The organism is Halonotius sp. GCM10025705, assembly GCF_042662885.1.
Lineage (GTDB): Archaea > Halobacteriota > Halobacteria > Halobacteriales > Haloferacaceae > Halonotius > Halonotius aquaticus.
In genome coordinates, this window is the sequence record NZ_JBHSZD010000001.1 from 2,108,342 (window position 1) to 2,123,629 (window position 15,288).

The window sequence follows — 15,288 nt, forward strand, 5'->3', positions numbered from 1 at the left end:
GCCGCTGTCGCGACGTGATCAACGGGACTGTGAACGGGTAGCTACGCAAGGGCCGTCTCATCGAGGGCGGCTTCGATCTCGGCTATCGCGTCGGTGACGGCGGCGAGATCGTCGTCGACGACCCCGCTCGCAACGCGGTCGTACGCATCGTCATCCAACTCGGCTTCGGCGACAGCAACCTCGCGGAGCCGCTCGTACTCGTCGCGGCGCGTAAATCGGGCGAGGCGGCGGCGAGCGGCCTCGATAGCGGTGGCGTCAGCAGCATCGCCGGCAGCGTCGGTGTCATCGTCAGTGGCGGCGTCGCCGCTGTCATCGTCGCCGCTGTCGTCGTCTGCGAAGGCTGACTCAAGCCGACGAACGAACGGAGCCAACTCATCAAGCCGAGTCCGCAACGTTGCGGCCTCAGCGGGCGGCCACGTGACAGAGAATGCCTCAGCATCGAGGCGGTCGAGATAGGTCTGGTGTACCGCAACCGAGGTGCGGAGCGCGCCGGGGTCGTCGACGTAGTGTTCCAGTTTTGACGGCGAGTAGTCGGCGTACTCGACGAGTTCGGCCAACGGCTCGGTTCCAGCGGGCGTGGAGTCGATGTACTCAACCAGATCCCGCGGCGGGCGGTCGACGCCGACCAGCGGGCGGTCGGCTGCATCGGCGAGGAGATCGAATAGCTCACGCGCCGGGCGGGTTTCACGGAATCGCTCGAATGCGGCGCGAACCGCCGTGTTGTAGGCATCGACGCGCTCTCGCAGCGGCTCGGTCGAGACATCGAGATCAACGTCGGTGAGCCGTTGGAGATCGCGGAGACGGTCGGCTTCCTCACGGAGTTCGGCCAACCGCTCGTCGGCGTCGCCACGGGCCGCTCGATAGGCGTCGATCGCGGCCTCGCGTTCCTCCAACATGTTGACAGCCTCACCGGCAGCCTCGATCTCCTCGCGGGCGAACTCGAAATCCGCCTCGTTCAGTCGGCGTTTGTCCAGCCGATCGCTGACGCGCTGGAAGGCGTCGGCGGCGAAAGTATCGTCGGGCAGGGCGTCGACGAGTTCGAGGATCTCAGTTTGGAACTGGAGATACGCGGTGAAATCACCGGTGCCGGTCGCGCTGTCCTCATATCTGTCGAGCAGGCGTGTCGCGTTCCGGTAGGCGTCCGCGGCGGCTTCGACGCTTGCCTCGCCGTGCTCGTCGATGGCGGCCTCAGCGGCCGCAACGCGGTCGGCAGCAGCGCGAAGGTCGTCGACGACGTCGGGAGACGACCCCGCGGCGGAATCAACCATGTTACTCGTAGACTGCGTCGGGATCGAAAACCTTTGTGCCGACGGTCTCGCCGTCGATGGTGCGATAGAAACAGCTCTCATGGCCGGTGTGACAGGCCCCGCCCTCTTGCTCAACGAGATACAGCAGGGTGTCGGCATCGCAGTCGACTCGAACTTCTTTGACTGACTGAGTGTTGCCGCTGGTCGCGCCTTTCTCCCAGAGTTCCTCGCGGCTGCGGGAGTAGTAGTGGGCCCGACCGGTCTCGACAGTTTTTTCGAGTGCTTCCGGGGAGACGTACGCGAGCATGAGTACGTCCTTCGAGTCGGCGTCTTGGGCGACCGCCGGGACAAGCCCGTTGTCGCCGAAATCGACGTCTACCTGATCGGTCATTGGTAGGGCCCAGCGCGGCGAGGCGAATAGGCCTTTCCCGTCGGCTCGTTGGCTGCCGGCGCGTCCCTACTCGCCGCTGTAGCGAACACCCTCAGCGCGACCGTAGCCGTGGGCGCGCCCCCACTCGGCGAGGCGGTGGCGACTCCGGCGGGCCAGCGGGGCCAACTCCGGGGCACCGATGATCCCGAAGCCGACGACGATCACGCCGAAGCCGGCGACAGTCATCGCCGACAGCGACTCCCCAAGGAGGAGCCAGCCGCCGAGGGTGGCAACGATCGGGCTAACATAGAAGACGAGACTCGATCGGGTCGCGCCGACGGCATCGAGCAGATTGAAATGCAGGATGTAGGCGAGCGCGCCCGCGAAGACGCCGAGGTAGGCCACCGAGAGGAGGGCCGATGGCGTCCACGTCGCCGCGGCGACCGACTCGCCAGTACCGAGGCTGAGCGCGTGGAGCAACGCCGCGCTGACCGGGAGGGCCCACGCGGTGCGAACCGTACTCGACAGCCGCGGCGCGGAACGGCGGATCAACACCGTGCCGAGGGCGAGGCTAACCGCACCCGCCAACACGATCGCCGCGCCGCCCGACAGCGTCGCCCGCAGCGTCGCCGGCGTGATCTCGATGACCATGCCGACGCCGACGAGGCCGACGAGCGTGCCGACCGCGCCGGTCACCGAGAGGCGTTCATCGCTGAGGAGGCCGCCGGCAAACAGCGGCGTGAAGATCGGCACGAGCGCGAAGAGGATCGCGCCAACGCCGCTGGTGACCGAGCCCTGGCCGAGGAACAACAGCCCGTTGGCGAGACCGATCGCAAAGACGCCAGCCGCGAGAACCCCCGCGATGTCGCCGCGGGTTCGGGGAACGAGATCGCGTACGTCGTGGGTGTAGAGGACGTACCCACCAAGGACGAGCGCGGCAAGATCGAACCGAACCGCCACGAGCAACAGCGGCGGGACATCAGCGAGGCCAGCCTTCGCCGCAACAAAGGTGCCGCCGAACAGCACGCTGACAGCGAGGAAGGCCGCCGTCCAGCGGTGATTGCTCAGTTCCATCGGGCCTCCAACCCGTCGAAACCGCGAGGAGAGACAAGGCGAAAGACGGTATCGATCATACTCAGATGAAGGGGCCGAACGGGGATAAACCAATCCAGAAATCGCTGCACTGCGAGACAATCAGACAGGATGTGAAGGGTGGTCTCGACGCGGAATCACACTGCATCTTGCAGTGATTTCATGGTGTGAAAGAGAGCCGAAACCGACTTGCGGCCAGGGAGGGAAGATCAGGTATGGATCGGGTGTTCGAAGAGATGGAGTTTCTCGCGCGGTCGGCCAACCGCGGTGACGTGTTGACGCTGGTGGCCGAGGCCCCGCACGATCGGCAGGCGTTGGCGGCTGAAACCGGTGCCTCCCAGCCGACACTTGGGCGAATTCTTCGAGATTTCGAGGAGCGCAACTGGGTGCGAGCAACCGAGGGCGGCTACACGGCGACAGCGACCGGGCGGCTCGTCGCCGCGGGGCTAACCGAACTCTCCGAGAGCCTTGCTGCCGAACTACATCTCCGGGAGGTGAGCGAGTGGCTGCCGACCGACGGCCTCGGTTTCGATCTGGGGCGACTGGGTGAGGCGACGATTACGACCCCAACCCAGACCCGGCCGAGCGCGCCGATCAGTCGGGTGATCGAGCTGATCGAGGCGGCACACCGGGTACGGATCTTCTCGCATGCGTTTAATGAGCAGACGCTGGCCGCGGTCGTCGAGTGGGTCGCCGACGGCGGGCAGTTCGAGGGGGTTCTCCGCGGCGGCGATCGATGCGGTGGCCCACGAGACGGGGCTGCGCGGGCAACTCCAGCAGTTGCAGGCGGCCGATAGGGCGAGGATTCGTGTCATCGATGACGCGATTCCGCTGGCGGTGACCGTCGCCGACGACACGGTGAGCCTGTTGCTGCGGGACGACGACGGACGGCTGCAAGCGGCTGTCGACACTGACGACCCGGAGGTGGAGGTGTGGGCGACGGATCGGCACGGTCGGTACTGGGAGTCGGCGCGACCGCTGGCTGAGAGTGATCTTGCGATCGACGACTGAGGTCGACGGCGACAACAACGGCGAAACCCGAGATAACAGCCGCTGACGATCAGGCAGAGGGCGTCTCGGAGGCTGGCCGATCATGCTCACAGGTGCCGTCAAGACACCGCTCGCCGGAGGCTGTGCGGAACCGCGGAAGCCCGCAGTCGCAGGTATCGGTGACGACGCCAGCCGGGAACGAAAACGACGTTTCGCAGTCCGGGTAGTCATCACAGCCGAAGAAGAGCCGACCGTCGGGGCTGCGAACACGGAGTGGCGCGCCACAGTCCGGGCAGTCGTAGGCCTCATCGAATCGCTCGCGGACGGCGTCGGACAGCGACTCGCAGGCGTAATCGACACAGAGGTCGAAGGCCTCGCCGCGTTCGACGCGTATCTGTGGGAGGCCACAGTCCGGGCAGGCGGAATCAAGCACGGTCGCTCCCGACGGCAAACCGTACTGTTCGGCGCAGTCGAGACACCGAACCTCCCCTCGCGTGCGGACGAGTTGGCCGGTACAGAGCGGGCAGTCGCCGACCGGGACGCCAGCCTCCGAGACTGGGTAAGAATCAACGCCGGCAACGTCGTGAGAACTGACCGAGAGCTGTTGGCCGTCGGCCGCGGCGGTGAGGCTGAATCCCTCACCGTCGTGTTCGACGGTGACCTCGTCGGGGCGGGTGAGCCACGCGACGGGCTGGTAGCCGTCGGCGTCATGGACGAGAACGGTTCGGTCAGGCTTGACCAAGATGACGACGTGGCCGCGTTGGGTGCGGTCGCGGGTGCCTTCGAACTCGACGGTGCAGTCGCCGGTGAGGATGCGGGTGCGGTCGGCCATGGGCCGGCGTGGCCGCGGCTTGTGCCCTAAAGCTACGGGCGAGAGTCTTTAGGCGAAGGCGATGAGGGGGCGGTATGGACGAAGCCAACGCCACGAGCCAAGCGGTGTTGTTCGATATGGACGGCGTGATCGTCGACTCCGAGCGATACTGGCATGACGCCCAACCGGAACACATCTTTCCGGCGACGCTCGCGGGCGAGTACCCCGATCTCGATGAGACGACGGGAATGAACTACAAGGAGATCTACGACTATCTCGACGCCAACTACGAGCCGAAAATCAGCAAAGCGGAATTCATCGAGATCTTCGACGAGACGGCCCGCGAGATCTATCGGGAACGCGTCTCGCTGCTCGATGGGTTTCACGACCTCCGAGCGGAACTCGGAGGCAACGACATCACTGTCGCTATCGTCACCTCCGCGCCGCCAGCGTGGCACGAGATTGTCACCGAACGGTTCGATATCACGGTCGACGAGACGATCAGCGCAGAGGACATCGACGGCGACGGGAAGCCAGCTCCAGATGTCTACGAGCATGCGGCCGGCGTGCTCGGCATCGACCCCGCGGACTGCCTCGTCGTCGAGGATTCAAAAAACGGCGTCGAATCCGGGAAGCGAGCCGGGATGGTCGTCATCGCCTACCGAACCGGCCCGAACAGCGAGACCGATCTCTCGGCGGCTGATGTCGTTGCCGACGGCCCCGAGGAGTTGCACGCCGAGATTCGACGGCGAGCTGGGCTCGACGAATAGGAGTCGGTACTGTCGCTGAAGGTCGAAGTTGCTGAAGACCGGTCACTGCTCAGGATAGACCGTCACTGAGGGGAAATACGTCTCATAGAACGCCGTATCAAACGAGATCAACCCCGCACAGTCGGCGGCCGCATGCGCACCGATGAGAAAATCCGCAGCGATGTGCTGGCGTGGGGTAAGCGCGGTACCGCATTCCTCACAGGGAAGCGTCTGTTCCGCACCACAGGACGGACACTGCAACCCATCGGGTCGCCGATCAGTGTACTGTTGGAACGCCTCGCCGGCACGGAACAGTGCATCCCGTGACGGTTCGTCGAGTTGGATACTGAGATCGGCACAGAACTGATCAAGCCCGGACGCTGTTTCGAAGTGGCCATCGGCAGCGAGTTCGGCGTAAACGATAGGTGTGATGACGACTCGACCCTCCTGATACGCACGCCGCAGAGCCGACTCACTCTCGTCAGCATGGGTGTCGTCATACAGCAACGCGAGCAACGCGTTCGTGTCAACCGCGGTGGTCACGTGTCTGCTCCCGAATCGTCGTCGTGTTCAAGAGCCGAGCTATCGTCGCGCACGTTACGCGGGTATTCACCACGGAGCCGACGCATCCGCTCAGCCATTGAGTCGTCGCTGTCAGCCCGCCCCCGGTGTTTTGCGAACGGGTCGTCACCGTCAGCTGTCGTCGGGGCGTGTTTCCGAAGTGTGTAGCCGGCCTCGCCCTCCTCGAAGGTGACCTCATCGCCCGGTTCGATACCGAGGGCGTCGCGGATCTCCTTCGGGATCGTGACTTGGCCTTTCGTGGTAACGCGTGGCATTGCTTATTTGATCTAAGTCGTAATACTGCAAAAGTATTACTCCCCCACATAGACGCAAGCTAAATCGCGAAGTGAACGAAAGCACGCTACTCCACCGTCACCGACCGACTCGCCCGCACCGGCGGCAGCGGAAGATCGGGGAACGTGACCTCAACGGTGAACTCCAGATCCTCGTCGGCCCCGAACACACCGACCGGAACCGCCGTCTCATCGCTCAAATAACACCGCTTTTCGTTCATCTCGACGCCGTTGACCGTCACGCGAATCCCGACAGCCGCGCCGCCTGTGGTCGTCCGTACCGTGATCTCGCACATTTCGTTGTCGCCGCGGGCGATGGTAGTCGGAAACTCACCCCACTCAACGGCGATCCGTGGCAACTCGGCGGCCGCGTCAGCGACGCGGTCGGCGACGCCAGCCGTGAGACCAGCCCGCGTGAGTTCGTCGACGCCCGCGGCGACGAGATCGCCGGGCGTTGTCAACCCGCCAGTAGCGAGGGTTTCCGCCCGGCCCGCGCCGACGCCGTCGATGGCGGTGAGGCCGACCGCTTCGCGGGAGACGCCGTGTTCAACGCGGGCTTCGATCCGGCGGACGAGGTTGGCGGCTCGCGGGCCGGCAAACCGGTCGGCGAAGGCGTGGAGTGCTGCAAGCAGGCGCAGGGCGTTCTGTTTGATCACCCACGCGTCGCTGCGGAGGCCCGAAGGAACTCGGTCATCCATGCTCGCCTGCAGAATGGCGAGGACTTTCCGGTGGCCGTTTTCGAGGTCGGTATCGGTGTCGCCGAGCACCTCGTCGATGGCGTCGGTTTCGGCCTGTCGGGCGGAGACGCTGTCGAACTCCTCGGCGCGGGCGACGGCGTCGAGGACGGCATCGACCGAGAGGCGATCGCGCTCGACGAGGTCGGCAAAGCGGACGGCCGTCGGCAATCGGAGATAGAAATTCGACGCCAGGCGGCCGAGTTGCGTGCCCTCGACGCCGAGATCGCTGTCGGTGTCGACGAAGCCGCGGTCGACAAGCGTTTCCAGCGTCGAGCGAACCCGCTCGCGGAGCCCCTCAGGATCGTAGGCCTCGGGGTCGGCGTGGGCGCGCTGGTAGTAGAACGTCGTTTCCAGCCAGCTCATCACGTCGTCGAGATCACGGATGGTGCCGAGGGCGATCTCAGCGTTGAGATGGGCGTCGAGGTCGGCGGCCAAGCGGGATTCGATCTCTTTGCCCTCCCGGAGCAGCCGGCGATATTTGTCGGCATCGTCGCGGTCGCAGATCACCCAGCCGTAGCCAACGTCGTCGTAGTCGGGGCGGCCGGCGCGACCGAGCATTTGGAGGATATCGAGCGGGCTGATGTCGACCTCGCCCTCAAGCGGGTCGTGGTACTTGGTATCACGGATCACGACACAGCGGGCCGGGAGATTGACGCCCCACGCCAGCGTCGAGGTCGAAAACAGCAGTTGGATCTTGCCGTCTTTGAACCACTCTTCGATCTTGTTGCGGTCGTCCTTGGCGAGGCCCGCGTGGTGGAAGGCGACGCCGTCGGGAGCCCCCTTCCGGAGGCTGTCGTTGTTGAGGTCTTTGGCCTCGTTATGAAAGTCGTAGTCGCCACGAGCGCCCATCGGAATATCGCGGTCGGCGACCTCGTCGCGCGCTTTCGCGGCTGCTCGCAGCGCGTCCTGCCGGGATGAAACGAAGACGATGGCTTGGCCCTCCTCGCGGAGATGCGGTTCAACCTTATCGAGGGCGGCATAGAGCCGGCGGTATTTGTCGGCGAAGGCGTTGTCGCCGTGGCTGTAGGTCTGCACATCGGTGTGGAGTTCGACCGGGCGGTACTCCTCGCCGAACTCGAAAGTCGCTTCCGGCGGCGCGTCGAGCCAGCCGGCCACGTCCTCGATGTTCGGCATTGTCGCCGACAGCGCGACGATTCGGGGGTCACAGAGCCGCCGAAGTCGAGAAATCGTCACTTCGAGGACGCCGCCGCGGCCCTCCGAATCAAGCAAGTGAACCTCGTCGATGACGACGCAGTCAACGTCAGTAATGAACGAATACCGCGGAGAGTCGTGTTTTCGCGTCGCCGAGTCAGTTTTCTCCGGCGTCATCACGAGGATATCGGCGCGTTCGGCGCGGCGGGGGTTGAGATCCCGCTCGCCGGTGACGACGTAGACGGAATAGCCAAGATCTTCAAACCGATCCCACTCGGCTTCCTTCTCGTTGGTGAGCGCGCGCATGGGTGCCATGAACAGCGCGGTACCGCCGTCCCGCAGGCAGCGACAGATCGCCAACTCCGCGAGGGCAGTTTTGCCAGCGGCGGTCGGCGCGCTGGCGACGACGTTGTCGTCGGTCTCTAAGATAACCGGCAGGGCCTCCCGCTGCATCCGGTTGAACTCCTCGAAGCCGAAGGCGTCGGCGAACTCCGGGATCGCCTCGGCGACCTTCACGGCGACTCACCGGCGGGGTGCCTCATTGCATGGTGTCGGGGGTTGGGCGATGAAAGGCGTTTCCTTCGGCCCCGCTTCGACTGGAGATTTGGCGGGGGCCACAGCACAGCGTTGCGAGACAGCGCTAGCCGAGATGGCGGTCGATGACGGCTTTGGCCTCTTGGCCGGCCTGTTTCCAGCCGTAGCCTGACTCATAGACGTGGCGTTTGCTCTCAACGAGTTCCTCCGGGGAGGACTCCTCGAAGCCACCGCGATCCCACGCGCCGGACTCTCGGAGCCACGTGACGACGTTGTCCTTCGTCTCCGGCCACGAGAGGTCGACCATCTCGTACCATGCGATCATCGCAAAGACCGCGTTGTCGTGACAGCCCGGCACCGAGCCGTGTTCGTAGATCGTTGCCATCGGCTCGATGGAGGGTTCCGAAACCTGCTCGGCGTACTCGGCGGCCGTCAGCAGCCGGAGGGTACCATCGTCGGCCTGCTCGATCCGGTTGAGCGATTTGAGCGTCGCCAGCGCGGCGGTATGGAGGTCGCTCCACTCGCTGTCGACCGACGATCGAAGCTCCTCCTCGGTGAGCTCCTCAGCGGTCAGAACGGCAAGACAATCGATATAAGCCTTCTCGATGGTTGGCCACGGGGTGCCCTCAAACCGGCAGTCGGGATCATGGAGGCTGTTGGTCGTCCGACAGCCGGGACAGGGGTAGCTGAAACGCGGCACGACCGATAGTTCGGCGCGCGGTGATTATACTTTACGTCACTGATGACGGTGCCGCGGGGCGACGCCGCTGACCGTCGGGCTTATTCACCCCGCTTGTGAAGACGGCGTACGATGGCGATCACCCCCGAGACGCCCGGTATCCGTTTCTCGCTGCGGCCCGAGAGACTGTCACGGAGACGGGTGTCGATCTGGGAACGCTTGTCGCCAACGACGAGCCGGCCGTCGACCGCGGCCGCGAGCGGGTCGAACGCGCGCTGTTGGCCGGCCGTGTTGACGCCGAAACGCCCGATGAGTGGCGGCTTGAAGACGAACTGCTGTCATATCCGATCGCCCGCATTCTCGTGTCCTTGCTCGACTCGCCGGCAGCCGTCGAAAAGTACGCCGCCGCGGAGGCCAAAACCGCGATCGAGCGGCTCAAAGACGATCTCGATGCCGCCGGCAGCGGCCCGGAGTACGCCAGACGCCAGCCTCGATCGCGCAACGCTGATCGCCGAACTCGGACTCGATGGGGCGATCGCGCCGGAAGCCGACACGCCACAGCCAGCGGCCGCCCCGGAGTGGTTTTGGATCGAAGTTGGAACGTATCTCGATTTAGCGACCGGGCTCGGCGACGACTGGCGACTGGTCAACCGCGAACTCAGCGACGGCGAGGTACAGGTCGACCGCGAGGAGCTGTTCCGGCTGCTGCGGGCGGCGATCCGCCGGCGGGTCGCCGAGGGGCTGCCCTTCGAGGGCCTCGACGAGGACGAGGGGATCGCCGCCGAGTTGGAGGCGGAACTCACTGAACTGCGACGGCTGCTATCAGAGCGCACCACGGTCGGCGAGATCGATTTTGTCGCCCGCGAGCTATTCCCGCCGTGTATCGAGAACCTGTTGCAGAAGGCCGAAGACGGGATCGAACTCGAAGCCATCGAGCAGTTCACGCTGATGGCGTTTCTCACCGGGATCGGGATGGACGCCGACGAGATCGTCGCCTTCTGCGAGGAATCCTCACTCGATCCCGAGGGGATTCGCTACCAGATCGAGTATCTGCAGGCCGACCGTGGAACGCAGTACCCGCCGCCGTCGTGTGAAACCCTGAGCACGTACGGGATCTGTCACAACGAGGACGACCACTGGAAGGTCGCCGGCCATCCACTGGCATACTACCAACACCAACTGGAGGCGACCGACGACGACCTCGTCGACTGGCGAGAGCAAGCAGCAGTGGACGACAGCGAGTGAGAAATCAAACGGATCAGTCGCCGGCGCGGGCAAGGCCGAAGCCGACGGCAGCCATCAACAGGACAAAGCCGGCGAGTGCGCCGACAAGCGCGAAGCCGCCGGTCGGATCGAAGCCGTCGGTGCCGTTGAACACGACGCCGATAGCGACAAGACTCACGAGGAACAGCCCGACGGCAAACAGCGACGCAATGATCTGCCGGCGGAGTTCCGCGTCGATTTCCATACCCCGGATTCTATAGGCCGGCGCAAAAGGGCTTCGAAACCGCCGACGGCAGCGGCCGCAGCGATCGGGTCGGCGTCGGGCGATCAGAGGTCGTCGAGCGTCGTTCGCTCGCTGTGGCCGACGAGTTCATCGAAATCGGTGCCATCAGCGAGGGCGGTCTCCTTTTTGACGCGGTAGTTGCCGCCGTCGGTCGTATAGAGGTCGCCCGGATGGAAGAAATACCAGTCCTCTCGATCGAAGCGGACGGCGATCCGGGCTTTCGCGCCGAAGTTCTGCGCGAAGTAGATCAGGGCTTCGACCTCCTCGCCGGAGAGATAGATCGGGTCGCCGCTGGAGGATTTGGCTTCGATGGCGTAAAATCGGCCGTCGTCGCCGGCCAACACATCTGGAAGGTCGCGGTCGGTCGCACTCCCGCTGGCCGGTGCGCGCATGACCGCGAAGCCGGCCGCATCAAGCTGGTTGACCAACTCGCGTTCTCGGCGGTCGCCCTTGCGGTTGGCACTCATCGGTGGCTGAGGGTAGTCGGTGCAAGCAGTCGGTGCGGTCGGCGGAGTCGTCGCGTGCGGTGCATACGGGGAGATGGGCGGGTGCGCTCAAAAGGATACGGCAGCCGGCTCACGGCTCGTCAGAGTCCTTGCTCGACTCTGTGCTGCTCCCGATGGCGTTTTCGCTTAGTTTCTCGGCGACGTCGCCGGCGGCGAGACTCGTCGATCCAACGTATATCAGCGGGAGGGAGATGAGCATCACGAAATCGCCAAGCAGTCGCTCCTGGATCATCCCCATATACGCGCCGACGATCACGCAGATGGCGGCCAGCCCGAGGTATGCCCAACCGACGTTCATACCCGTAGTGCTCCGAGCGAGGTGAAAAGCGCGACGGTTCCGGCTACGTTCCGTGATCCCAGCTATCGAGGTATTCTCTCTGTTCGTCGCTCAGCGAGTCGTGGGCGACGCCCTCGGCGTCGAGTTTGATCTCGGCGATTTCCCGATCGAGGTCGTCAGGTACGTCGTGGACACCCGCATCGTAGGCGTCGCCGTTGGCCGCGAGTTCGCGGACACAGACCGCCTGCACGCCGAAGCTCTGATCCATCACTTCGACCGGATGACCGAGCGCGATGGGTGCGGCGAGGTTGACCAGTCGGCCCTCCGCGAGCACGTTGAGCCGGCGGCCGTCGGGCATCTCGTAGGCTTGGACACCATCTCTGGCTTCGTAGTTGTCGACGGCCTTCTCTTCGAGTGCAACGAGATCGATCTCGATATCGAAGTGCCCCGCGTTGGCCAGCAGGACGCCGTCGGGCATCACGTCGAAGTGCTCCTCGACGACGACATCGCGGTTACCCGTCGTCGTCAGAATGAGATCCGCGTCTGCGGCGGCCTCTTTCATCGGTTGCACGTCGTAGCCCTCCATGTGGGCTTCGAGGGCTTTCCGGGGATCGACCTCGGTGACCGTGACGTTCGCATTCTGGCCGGCGGCCTTCTTGGCGACGCCCTTGCCGCAGTAGCCGTAGCCGGCGACGACGACGTTTTTGCCGGCAAACGAGAGGTTCGTCGTCATCGCAATCGTCGCCAGCGAGGATTCGCCGGTGCCGTGGACATTGTCGAACAGCGTCTTCATCGGCGTGTCGTTGACCGCGAAAACCGGATATTCGAGCGCGCCGTCGTCGTCCATCGCGCGGAGTCTGTGGACGCCGGTCGTCGTCTCCTCGCAGCCGCCGACGATGGTGTCGATGAGGTCGGGGTGATCCTCGTGGATCGCCGCGATCATGTCCATCCCGTCGTCGACGGTGATCGTCGGCTCGTGGTCGATGACGGCATCGATGGCATCGTAGTACTCATCGTCGTCGACGCCGCGGACAGCGTAGGAGGTGATGTTCTCGTGGGCGTCGAGGGCCGCGCTCACGTCATCATGGGTCGACAGCGGGTTGCAGCCGGTAATCGCTACTTCCGCGCCGCCAAGGGCGAGTAGTTCGACCAGATTGGCCGTCTTGGCTTCGACGTGCATCGCCATGCCGACCGTCTCGCCGGCGAGCGGTTGCTCGGTTTCGAACTCCTCGCGGAGTGATTGGAGGATAGGCATATGCTGGAGTGCCCAATCCATCTTGCGGCGGCCCTCGCTGCGGGCCGATTCGGGGTCATCGAGATGCGCGTCGACCGGCGGATACGCGGATTCGCTCATACGGAACCATCGGGCGAGGCGGTGAAAACGGTACCGAAGACGGCGACACGGGGCAGCGGGTTACTCGGCGCGCGCAACCAAGTCGGCGGCATGCTCGCTCGCCTGCTCGCGGATCGCCGATTCGTCCAGCGTCTTGACCTCACGGTCTTCCATCAAGATCTCGCCGTCACAGATCGTGTGGCGAACGTCCGAGCCACGTACCGCGTAGGCGAGGTGGCTCACGTAATCGTGCACCGGCGTCAGATGCGGCGCGTCGAAGTCGACGACGGCGATGTCGGCCGTCCCGCCGGCTTCGAGTTGGCCGACAGGCAAGCCGATGGCCGACGCGCTGCCCTCGGTTGCCATGCGGACAGCCGACTCGGCGGCAACATCGCGGGCGTCGCCGCGGGCGAGTTTGCCGAGCATCGCGGCATCGCGGATTTCGTCGAAGAGGTCGAGATCGTTGTTCGAGGCCGCGCCATCGGTGCCGAGGCCGACGTTGACGCCGGCGTCGAGCATTTGCTGAATCGGCGCGATCCCACTTGCGAGTTTCATGTTTGAGGCCGGGCAGTGGATCACGCTCGCCCCGGTTTCGGCCAGCAGGTCGATTTCGGTCTCGTCGACGTGGACGCAGTGAGCGAGGAAATCGTCGTTGGTCAGCATCCCGAGGTCGGCGGCGTATTCGAGCGGGCGAACACCGTGGTCGTCGACGATGGGCTCGACCTCGTTTTCCGTCTCGTTGGCGTGGAAGTGCAGCGAGACGCCGGCCTCGCGGGCCTGCGGGACGAACTCCTCGAGATACTCGGTCTCGACGGTCGTCAGCGAGTGCGGCATCAACGCCGTGGTGATCCGGCCGTCGGCCGCGCCGTCGAACTCGCGGGCGATATCGAGGCCCTCCTGTGCGTCGGCGCGGGCGGACTCGTCGTCCTTGCCGACGCTGATAAAGGCGTGACAGAGGTTCGCGCGGAGGCCGGATTCCTCGGTTGCGGCGGCGATTTCGGGGACTTCGAAGTAGCTGTCGGCGAAGCCGGTGATCCCGTTTGTGATGAACTCGACGAGGCCGAGTTCGGTGCCGATGCGGATGTCCTCGGGTGTCAACTCGGCTTCGACCGGCCAGATGTCCTCCTGGAGCCAGGAATCTAAGGGTTTGTCGTCGGCGTAGCCGCGGAGCAGCGTCATCGCGACGTGGGTGTGGGCGTTGACGAGCCCGGGCATCACCAGCGAGTCGGTTGCGTCGAGCGTTTTGTCGCCGTCGAGATCGTCATCGACATCAAGCACCACGCCGGCCGCGCGGTCGATCAGTACGTCGGCCTCGCGCACCTCGAAGTCGGTCGTGAGGACGTGGCCGCCCTCGATCACGACGGTGTCGTCGAATGCCGTCTCGGTCATACCGTCGATTGCACCGCGGGTCTCTTAATCGGGGCGGCTTGGCGGCGAGGAAGAAATAAATCTGTGACAAAGAATTATATCTCTACAGCCGGAATCACCAGCCATGAGCAATAGTGATGACGCGCCGCCGCCGTTCGAGAACCCCTTCGAGACGGCGACCTCTGCGGAGGAACGCGTGTACAACACCGTCGTCCAGACGCGGCAGCCGACAACAGCCCGAGCCCTCGCCGACGACGCCGACTGTGATCCGAAAACTGCACGGAAGTATCTGGCGTGGTTCTCGCGGCTCGGCGTCGTGACCGAACACGACGGCGAGCCGCCGACCTACGAGCGCAATGATCGGTACTTCGAGTGGCGGCGGATCAACGAGCTGGCAAGCAAACCGGCTGCAGAATTACAATCGCAAGTCCAGTCGCTGATCGAACGAATCGAAACGTACGAACAGCGGTACGACGCCGACGACCCTGCCGAGGTGGACGCACTGGCCCCGCCCGACGATATCTCGACGGAAACCGCATTCGCGGAGCTGACAGACTGGCAGACGGCACGGGCGGAACTCCGACGACACGAACAAGCCCGACAGCTCAAGGCGGGTGATTCGAGTCCGCCGGTTCGACAATGAGTACCGGCGGCGATAGGATTCCCGAGATCGACCGTGCTGTCCTCGAAGGGATTCGAGATCGACTCCGCACCGCACCACAGATGGAGACTGCAGTGATCGTCGTCGCCGATGGCCAGACGAAGCTGGAAGCCACGCTGACAGCGGCAGTCACACCCGCAGCTATCGACCGCCGGTTTCTGGATATTCGGTGGTACACGAACGGCGACTTCAGGATTCATTATCAGGAGGACTGGCCGGATCGGATGTGGTGCCAACGATGGGATTGCCACCCGAACGACCACAACGACCGCGACCACTTCCATCCGCCACCCGATGCCGCCACGCTCGGCGAGGATCGGACGTGGCCGAGCGAGTTTCAAGCTGTTCTCAAACTTGTCGTCGATGATGTCCGTAGTCGGACGGAATCGCTCTGGCAAGCCGTCGAAGACACCGAGTAGAA

17 protein-coding genes and 1 pseudogene are annotated in these 15,288 nt (G+C 64.4%); 5 read left to right on the forward strand and 13 right to left on the reverse strand.

All coding sequences use genetic code 11. The features are described 5' to 3' along the window. Positions 1-41: 41 nt before the first annotated feature. From ACFQJB_RS11775 to ACFQJB_RS11785, 3 genes are all read right to left on the reverse strand, one after another. Positions 42-1,268: a DUF7118 family protein gene (locus tag ACFQJB_RS11775; protein WP_379727556.1), complete on the reverse strand. Its 1,227-nt coding sequence runs from the start codon at positions 1,266-1,268 to the stop codon at positions 42-44. Position 1,269: 1 nt separating this feature from the next. Further along, the gene (gene hisI / locus ACFQJB_RS11780; RefSeq protein ID WP_379727559.1) at positions 1,270-1,638 is read right to left on the reverse strand and encodes a phosphoribosyl-AMP cyclohydrolase; all 369 of its coding nucleotides are present in this window, start codon (positions 1,636-1,638) and stop codon (positions 1,270-1,272) included. A 66-nt stretch (positions 1,639-1,704) separates the two neighbouring features. Next, positions 1,705-2,691 (reverse strand): DMT family transporter, encoded by a 987-nt coding sequence (locus tag ACFQJB_RS11785; RefSeq protein WP_379727562.1) that lies wholly within the window; start codon positions 2,689-2,691, stop codon positions 1,705-1,707. 233 nt (positions 2,692-2,924) lie between these two features. Here ACFQJB_RS11785 and ACFQJB_RS11790 point away from each other — a divergent pair. Then, a pseudogene (locus ACFQJB_RS11790) lies at positions 2,925-3,720 on the forward strand (helix-turn-helix transcriptional regulator). Positions 3,721-3,769: 49 nt separating this feature from the next. Here the strand turns inward: ACFQJB_RS11790 and ACFQJB_RS11795 are convergent. Continuing rightward, on the reverse strand, positions 3,770-4,531 hold the full coding sequence (locus ACFQJB_RS11795; protein WP_379727565.1) for a topoisomerase DNA-binding C4 zinc finger domain-containing protein: 762 nt from the start codon (positions 4,529-4,531) through the stop codon (positions 3,770-3,772). Between the two features lie 74 nt (positions 4,532-4,605). Here ACFQJB_RS11795 and ACFQJB_RS11800 point away from each other — a divergent pair, with 74 nt between their 5' ends. Next, on the forward strand, positions 4,606-5,280 hold the full coding sequence (locus ACFQJB_RS11800) for an HAD family hydrolase (RefSeq protein ID WP_379727567.1): 675 nt from the start codon (positions 4,606-4,608) through the stop codon (positions 5,278-5,280). 42 nt (positions 5,281-5,322) lie between these two features. Here ACFQJB_RS11800 and ACFQJB_RS11805 read toward each other — a convergent pair whose 3' ends face one another. The 4 genes from ACFQJB_RS11805 to ACFQJB_RS11820 all read right to left on the reverse strand — a co-directional run bounded on the left by ACFQJB_RS11805 (position 5,323) and on the right by ACFQJB_RS11820 (position 9,236). Then, complete coding sequence (locus tag ACFQJB_RS11805; RefSeq protein ID WP_379727569.1) at positions 5,323-5,802, reverse strand: PIN domain-containing protein; 480 nt, start codon at positions 5,800-5,802, stop codon at positions 5,323-5,325. Continuing rightward, positions 5,799-6,095, reverse strand: coding sequence for an AbrB/MazE/SpoVT family DNA-binding domain-containing protein (locus tag ACFQJB_RS11810; protein ID WP_379727571.1), 297 nt, complete (start codon positions 6,093-6,095; stop codon positions 5,799-5,801). The genes ACFQJB_RS11805 and ACFQJB_RS11810 overlap by 4 nt, the downstream gene beginning before the upstream one ends. Positions 6,096-6,181: 86 nt before the next feature. Continuing rightward, on the reverse strand, positions 6,182-8,518 hold the full coding sequence (locus ACFQJB_RS11815) for a DEAD/DEAH box helicase (protein WP_379727574.1): 2,337 nt from the start codon (positions 8,516-8,518) through the stop codon (positions 6,182-6,184). Positions 8,519-8,642: 124 nt separating this feature from the next. After that, entirely contained in the window at positions 8,643-9,236 is a 594-nt protein-coding gene (locus tag ACFQJB_RS11820; protein WP_379727577.1) for a DUF7474 family protein, read from the reverse strand. Positions 9,237-9,665: 429 nt separating this feature from the next. Here ACFQJB_RS11820 and ACFQJB_RS11825 point away from each other — a divergent pair, with 429 nt between their 5' ends. After that, positions 9,666-10,460 (forward strand): hypothetical protein, encoded by a 795-nt coding sequence (locus tag ACFQJB_RS11825; RefSeq protein ID WP_379727579.1) that lies wholly within the window; start codon positions 9,666-9,668, stop codon positions 10,458-10,460. A gap of 13 nt (positions 10,461-10,473) precedes the next feature. Here ACFQJB_RS11825 and ACFQJB_RS11830 read toward each other — a convergent pair whose 3' ends face one another. The 5 genes from ACFQJB_RS11830 to ACFQJB_RS11850 all read right to left on the reverse strand — a co-directional run bounded on the left by ACFQJB_RS11830 (position 10,474) and on the right by ACFQJB_RS11850 (position 14,227). Next, on the reverse strand, positions 10,474-10,683 hold the full coding sequence (locus ACFQJB_RS11830; protein WP_379727582.1) for a DUF7472 family protein: 210 nt from the start codon (positions 10,681-10,683) through the stop codon (positions 10,474-10,476). Positions 10,684-10,766: 83 nt separating this feature from the next. After that, the gene (hjc, locus tag ACFQJB_RS11835) at positions 10,767-11,189 is read right to left on the reverse strand and encodes a Holliday junction resolvase Hjc (RefSeq protein ID WP_120103760.1); all 423 of its coding nucleotides are present in this window, start codon (positions 11,187-11,189) and stop codon (positions 10,767-10,769) included. A 109-nt stretch (positions 11,190-11,298) separates the two neighbouring features. Next, complete coding sequence (locus ACFQJB_RS11840; RefSeq protein WP_120103761.1) at positions 11,299-11,526, reverse strand: hypothetical protein; 228 nt, start codon at positions 11,524-11,526, stop codon at positions 11,299-11,301. Positions 11,527-11,569: 43 nt separating this feature from the next. Next, entirely contained in the window at positions 11,570-12,859 is a 1,290-nt protein-coding gene (locus ACFQJB_RS11845) for an adenosylhomocysteinase (RefSeq protein ID WP_379727587.1), read from the reverse strand. Between the two features lie 60 nt (positions 12,860-12,919). Then, entirely contained in the window at positions 12,920-14,227 is a 1,308-nt protein-coding gene (locus ACFQJB_RS11850; protein WP_379727590.1) for an amidohydrolase, read from the reverse strand. A gap of 103 nt (positions 14,228-14,330) precedes the next feature. Here ACFQJB_RS11850 and ACFQJB_RS11855 point away from each other — a divergent pair, with 103 nt between their 5' ends. Together ACFQJB_RS11855 and ACFQJB_RS11860 are read left to right on the forward strand one after the other, a co-directional pair. Beyond that, complete coding sequence (locus ACFQJB_RS11855; RefSeq protein ID WP_379727593.1) at positions 14,331-14,849, forward strand: DUF7342 family protein; 519 nt, start codon at positions 14,331-14,333, stop codon at positions 14,847-14,849. After that, a complete protein-coding gene (locus tag ACFQJB_RS11860) occupies positions 14,846-15,286 on the forward strand; it encodes a hypothetical protein (protein ID WP_379727596.1) in 441 nt (146 codons plus the stop codon). Before ACFQJB_RS11855 ends, ACFQJB_RS11860 begins: the two co-directional genes overlap by 4 nt. Positions 15,287-15,288: the final 2 nt, after the last annotated feature.

What these genes read in the sequence shown, in the direction of transcription:
- ACFQJB_RS11775 (WP_379727556.1), bottom strand. Translation starts at nt 1,268, where the DNA reads ATGGTTGATTCCGCCGCGGGGTCGTCTCCCGACGTCGTCGACGACCTT.
- ACFQJB_RS11855 (WP_379727593.1), top strand. Translation starts at nt 14,331, where the DNA reads ATGAGCAATAGTGATGACGCGCCGCCGCCGTTCGAGAACCCCTTCGAG.
- ACFQJB_RS11785 (WP_379727562.1), bottom strand. Translation starts at nt 2,691, where the DNA reads ATGGAACTGAGCAATCACCGCTGGACGGCGGCCTTCCTCGCTGTCAGC.
- ACFQJB_RS11810 (WP_379727571.1), bottom strand. Translation starts at nt 6,095, where the DNA reads ATGCCACGCGTTACCACGAAAGGCCAAGTCACGATCCCGAAGGAGATC.
- ACFQJB_RS11830 (WP_379727582.1), bottom strand. Translation starts at nt 10,683, where the DNA reads ATGGAAATCGACGCGGAACTCCGCCGGCAGATCATTGCGTCGCTGTTT.
- ACFQJB_RS11825 (WP_379727579.1), top strand. Translation starts at nt 9,666, where the DNA reads ATGCCGCCGGCAGCGGCCCGGAGTACGCCAGACGCCAGCCTCGATCGC.
- ACFQJB_RS11840 (WP_120103761.1), bottom strand. Translation starts at nt 11,526, where the DNA reads ATGAACGTCGGTTGGGCATACCTCGGGCTGGCCGCCATCTGCGTGATC.
- ACFQJB_RS11845 (WP_379727587.1), bottom strand. Translation starts at nt 12,859, where the DNA reads ATGAGCGAATCCGCGTATCCGCCGGTCGACGCGCATCTCGATGACCCC.
- hisI (WP_379727559.1), bottom strand. Translation starts at nt 1,638, where the DNA reads ATGACCGATCAGGTAGACGTCGATTTCGGCGACAACGGGCTTGTCCCG.
- ACFQJB_RS11850 (WP_379727590.1), bottom strand. Translation starts at nt 14,227, where the DNA reads ATGACCGAGACGGCATTCGACGACACCGTCGTGATCGAGGGCGGCCAC.
- hjc (WP_120103760.1), bottom strand. Translation starts at nt 11,189, where the DNA reads ATGAGTGCCAACCGCAAGGGCGACCGCCGAGAACGCGAGTTGGTCAAC.
- ACFQJB_RS11795 (WP_379727565.1), bottom strand. Translation starts at nt 4,531, where the DNA reads ATGGCCGACCGCACCCGCATCCTCACCGGCGACTGCACCGTCGAGTTC.
- ACFQJB_RS11860 (WP_379727596.1), top strand. Translation starts at nt 14,846, where the DNA reads ATGAGTACCGGCGGCGATAGGATTCCCGAGATCGACCGTGCTGTCCTC.
- ACFQJB_RS11800 (WP_379727567.1), top strand. Translation starts at nt 4,606, where the DNA reads ATGGACGAAGCCAACGCCACGAGCCAAGCGGTGTTGTTCGATATGGAC.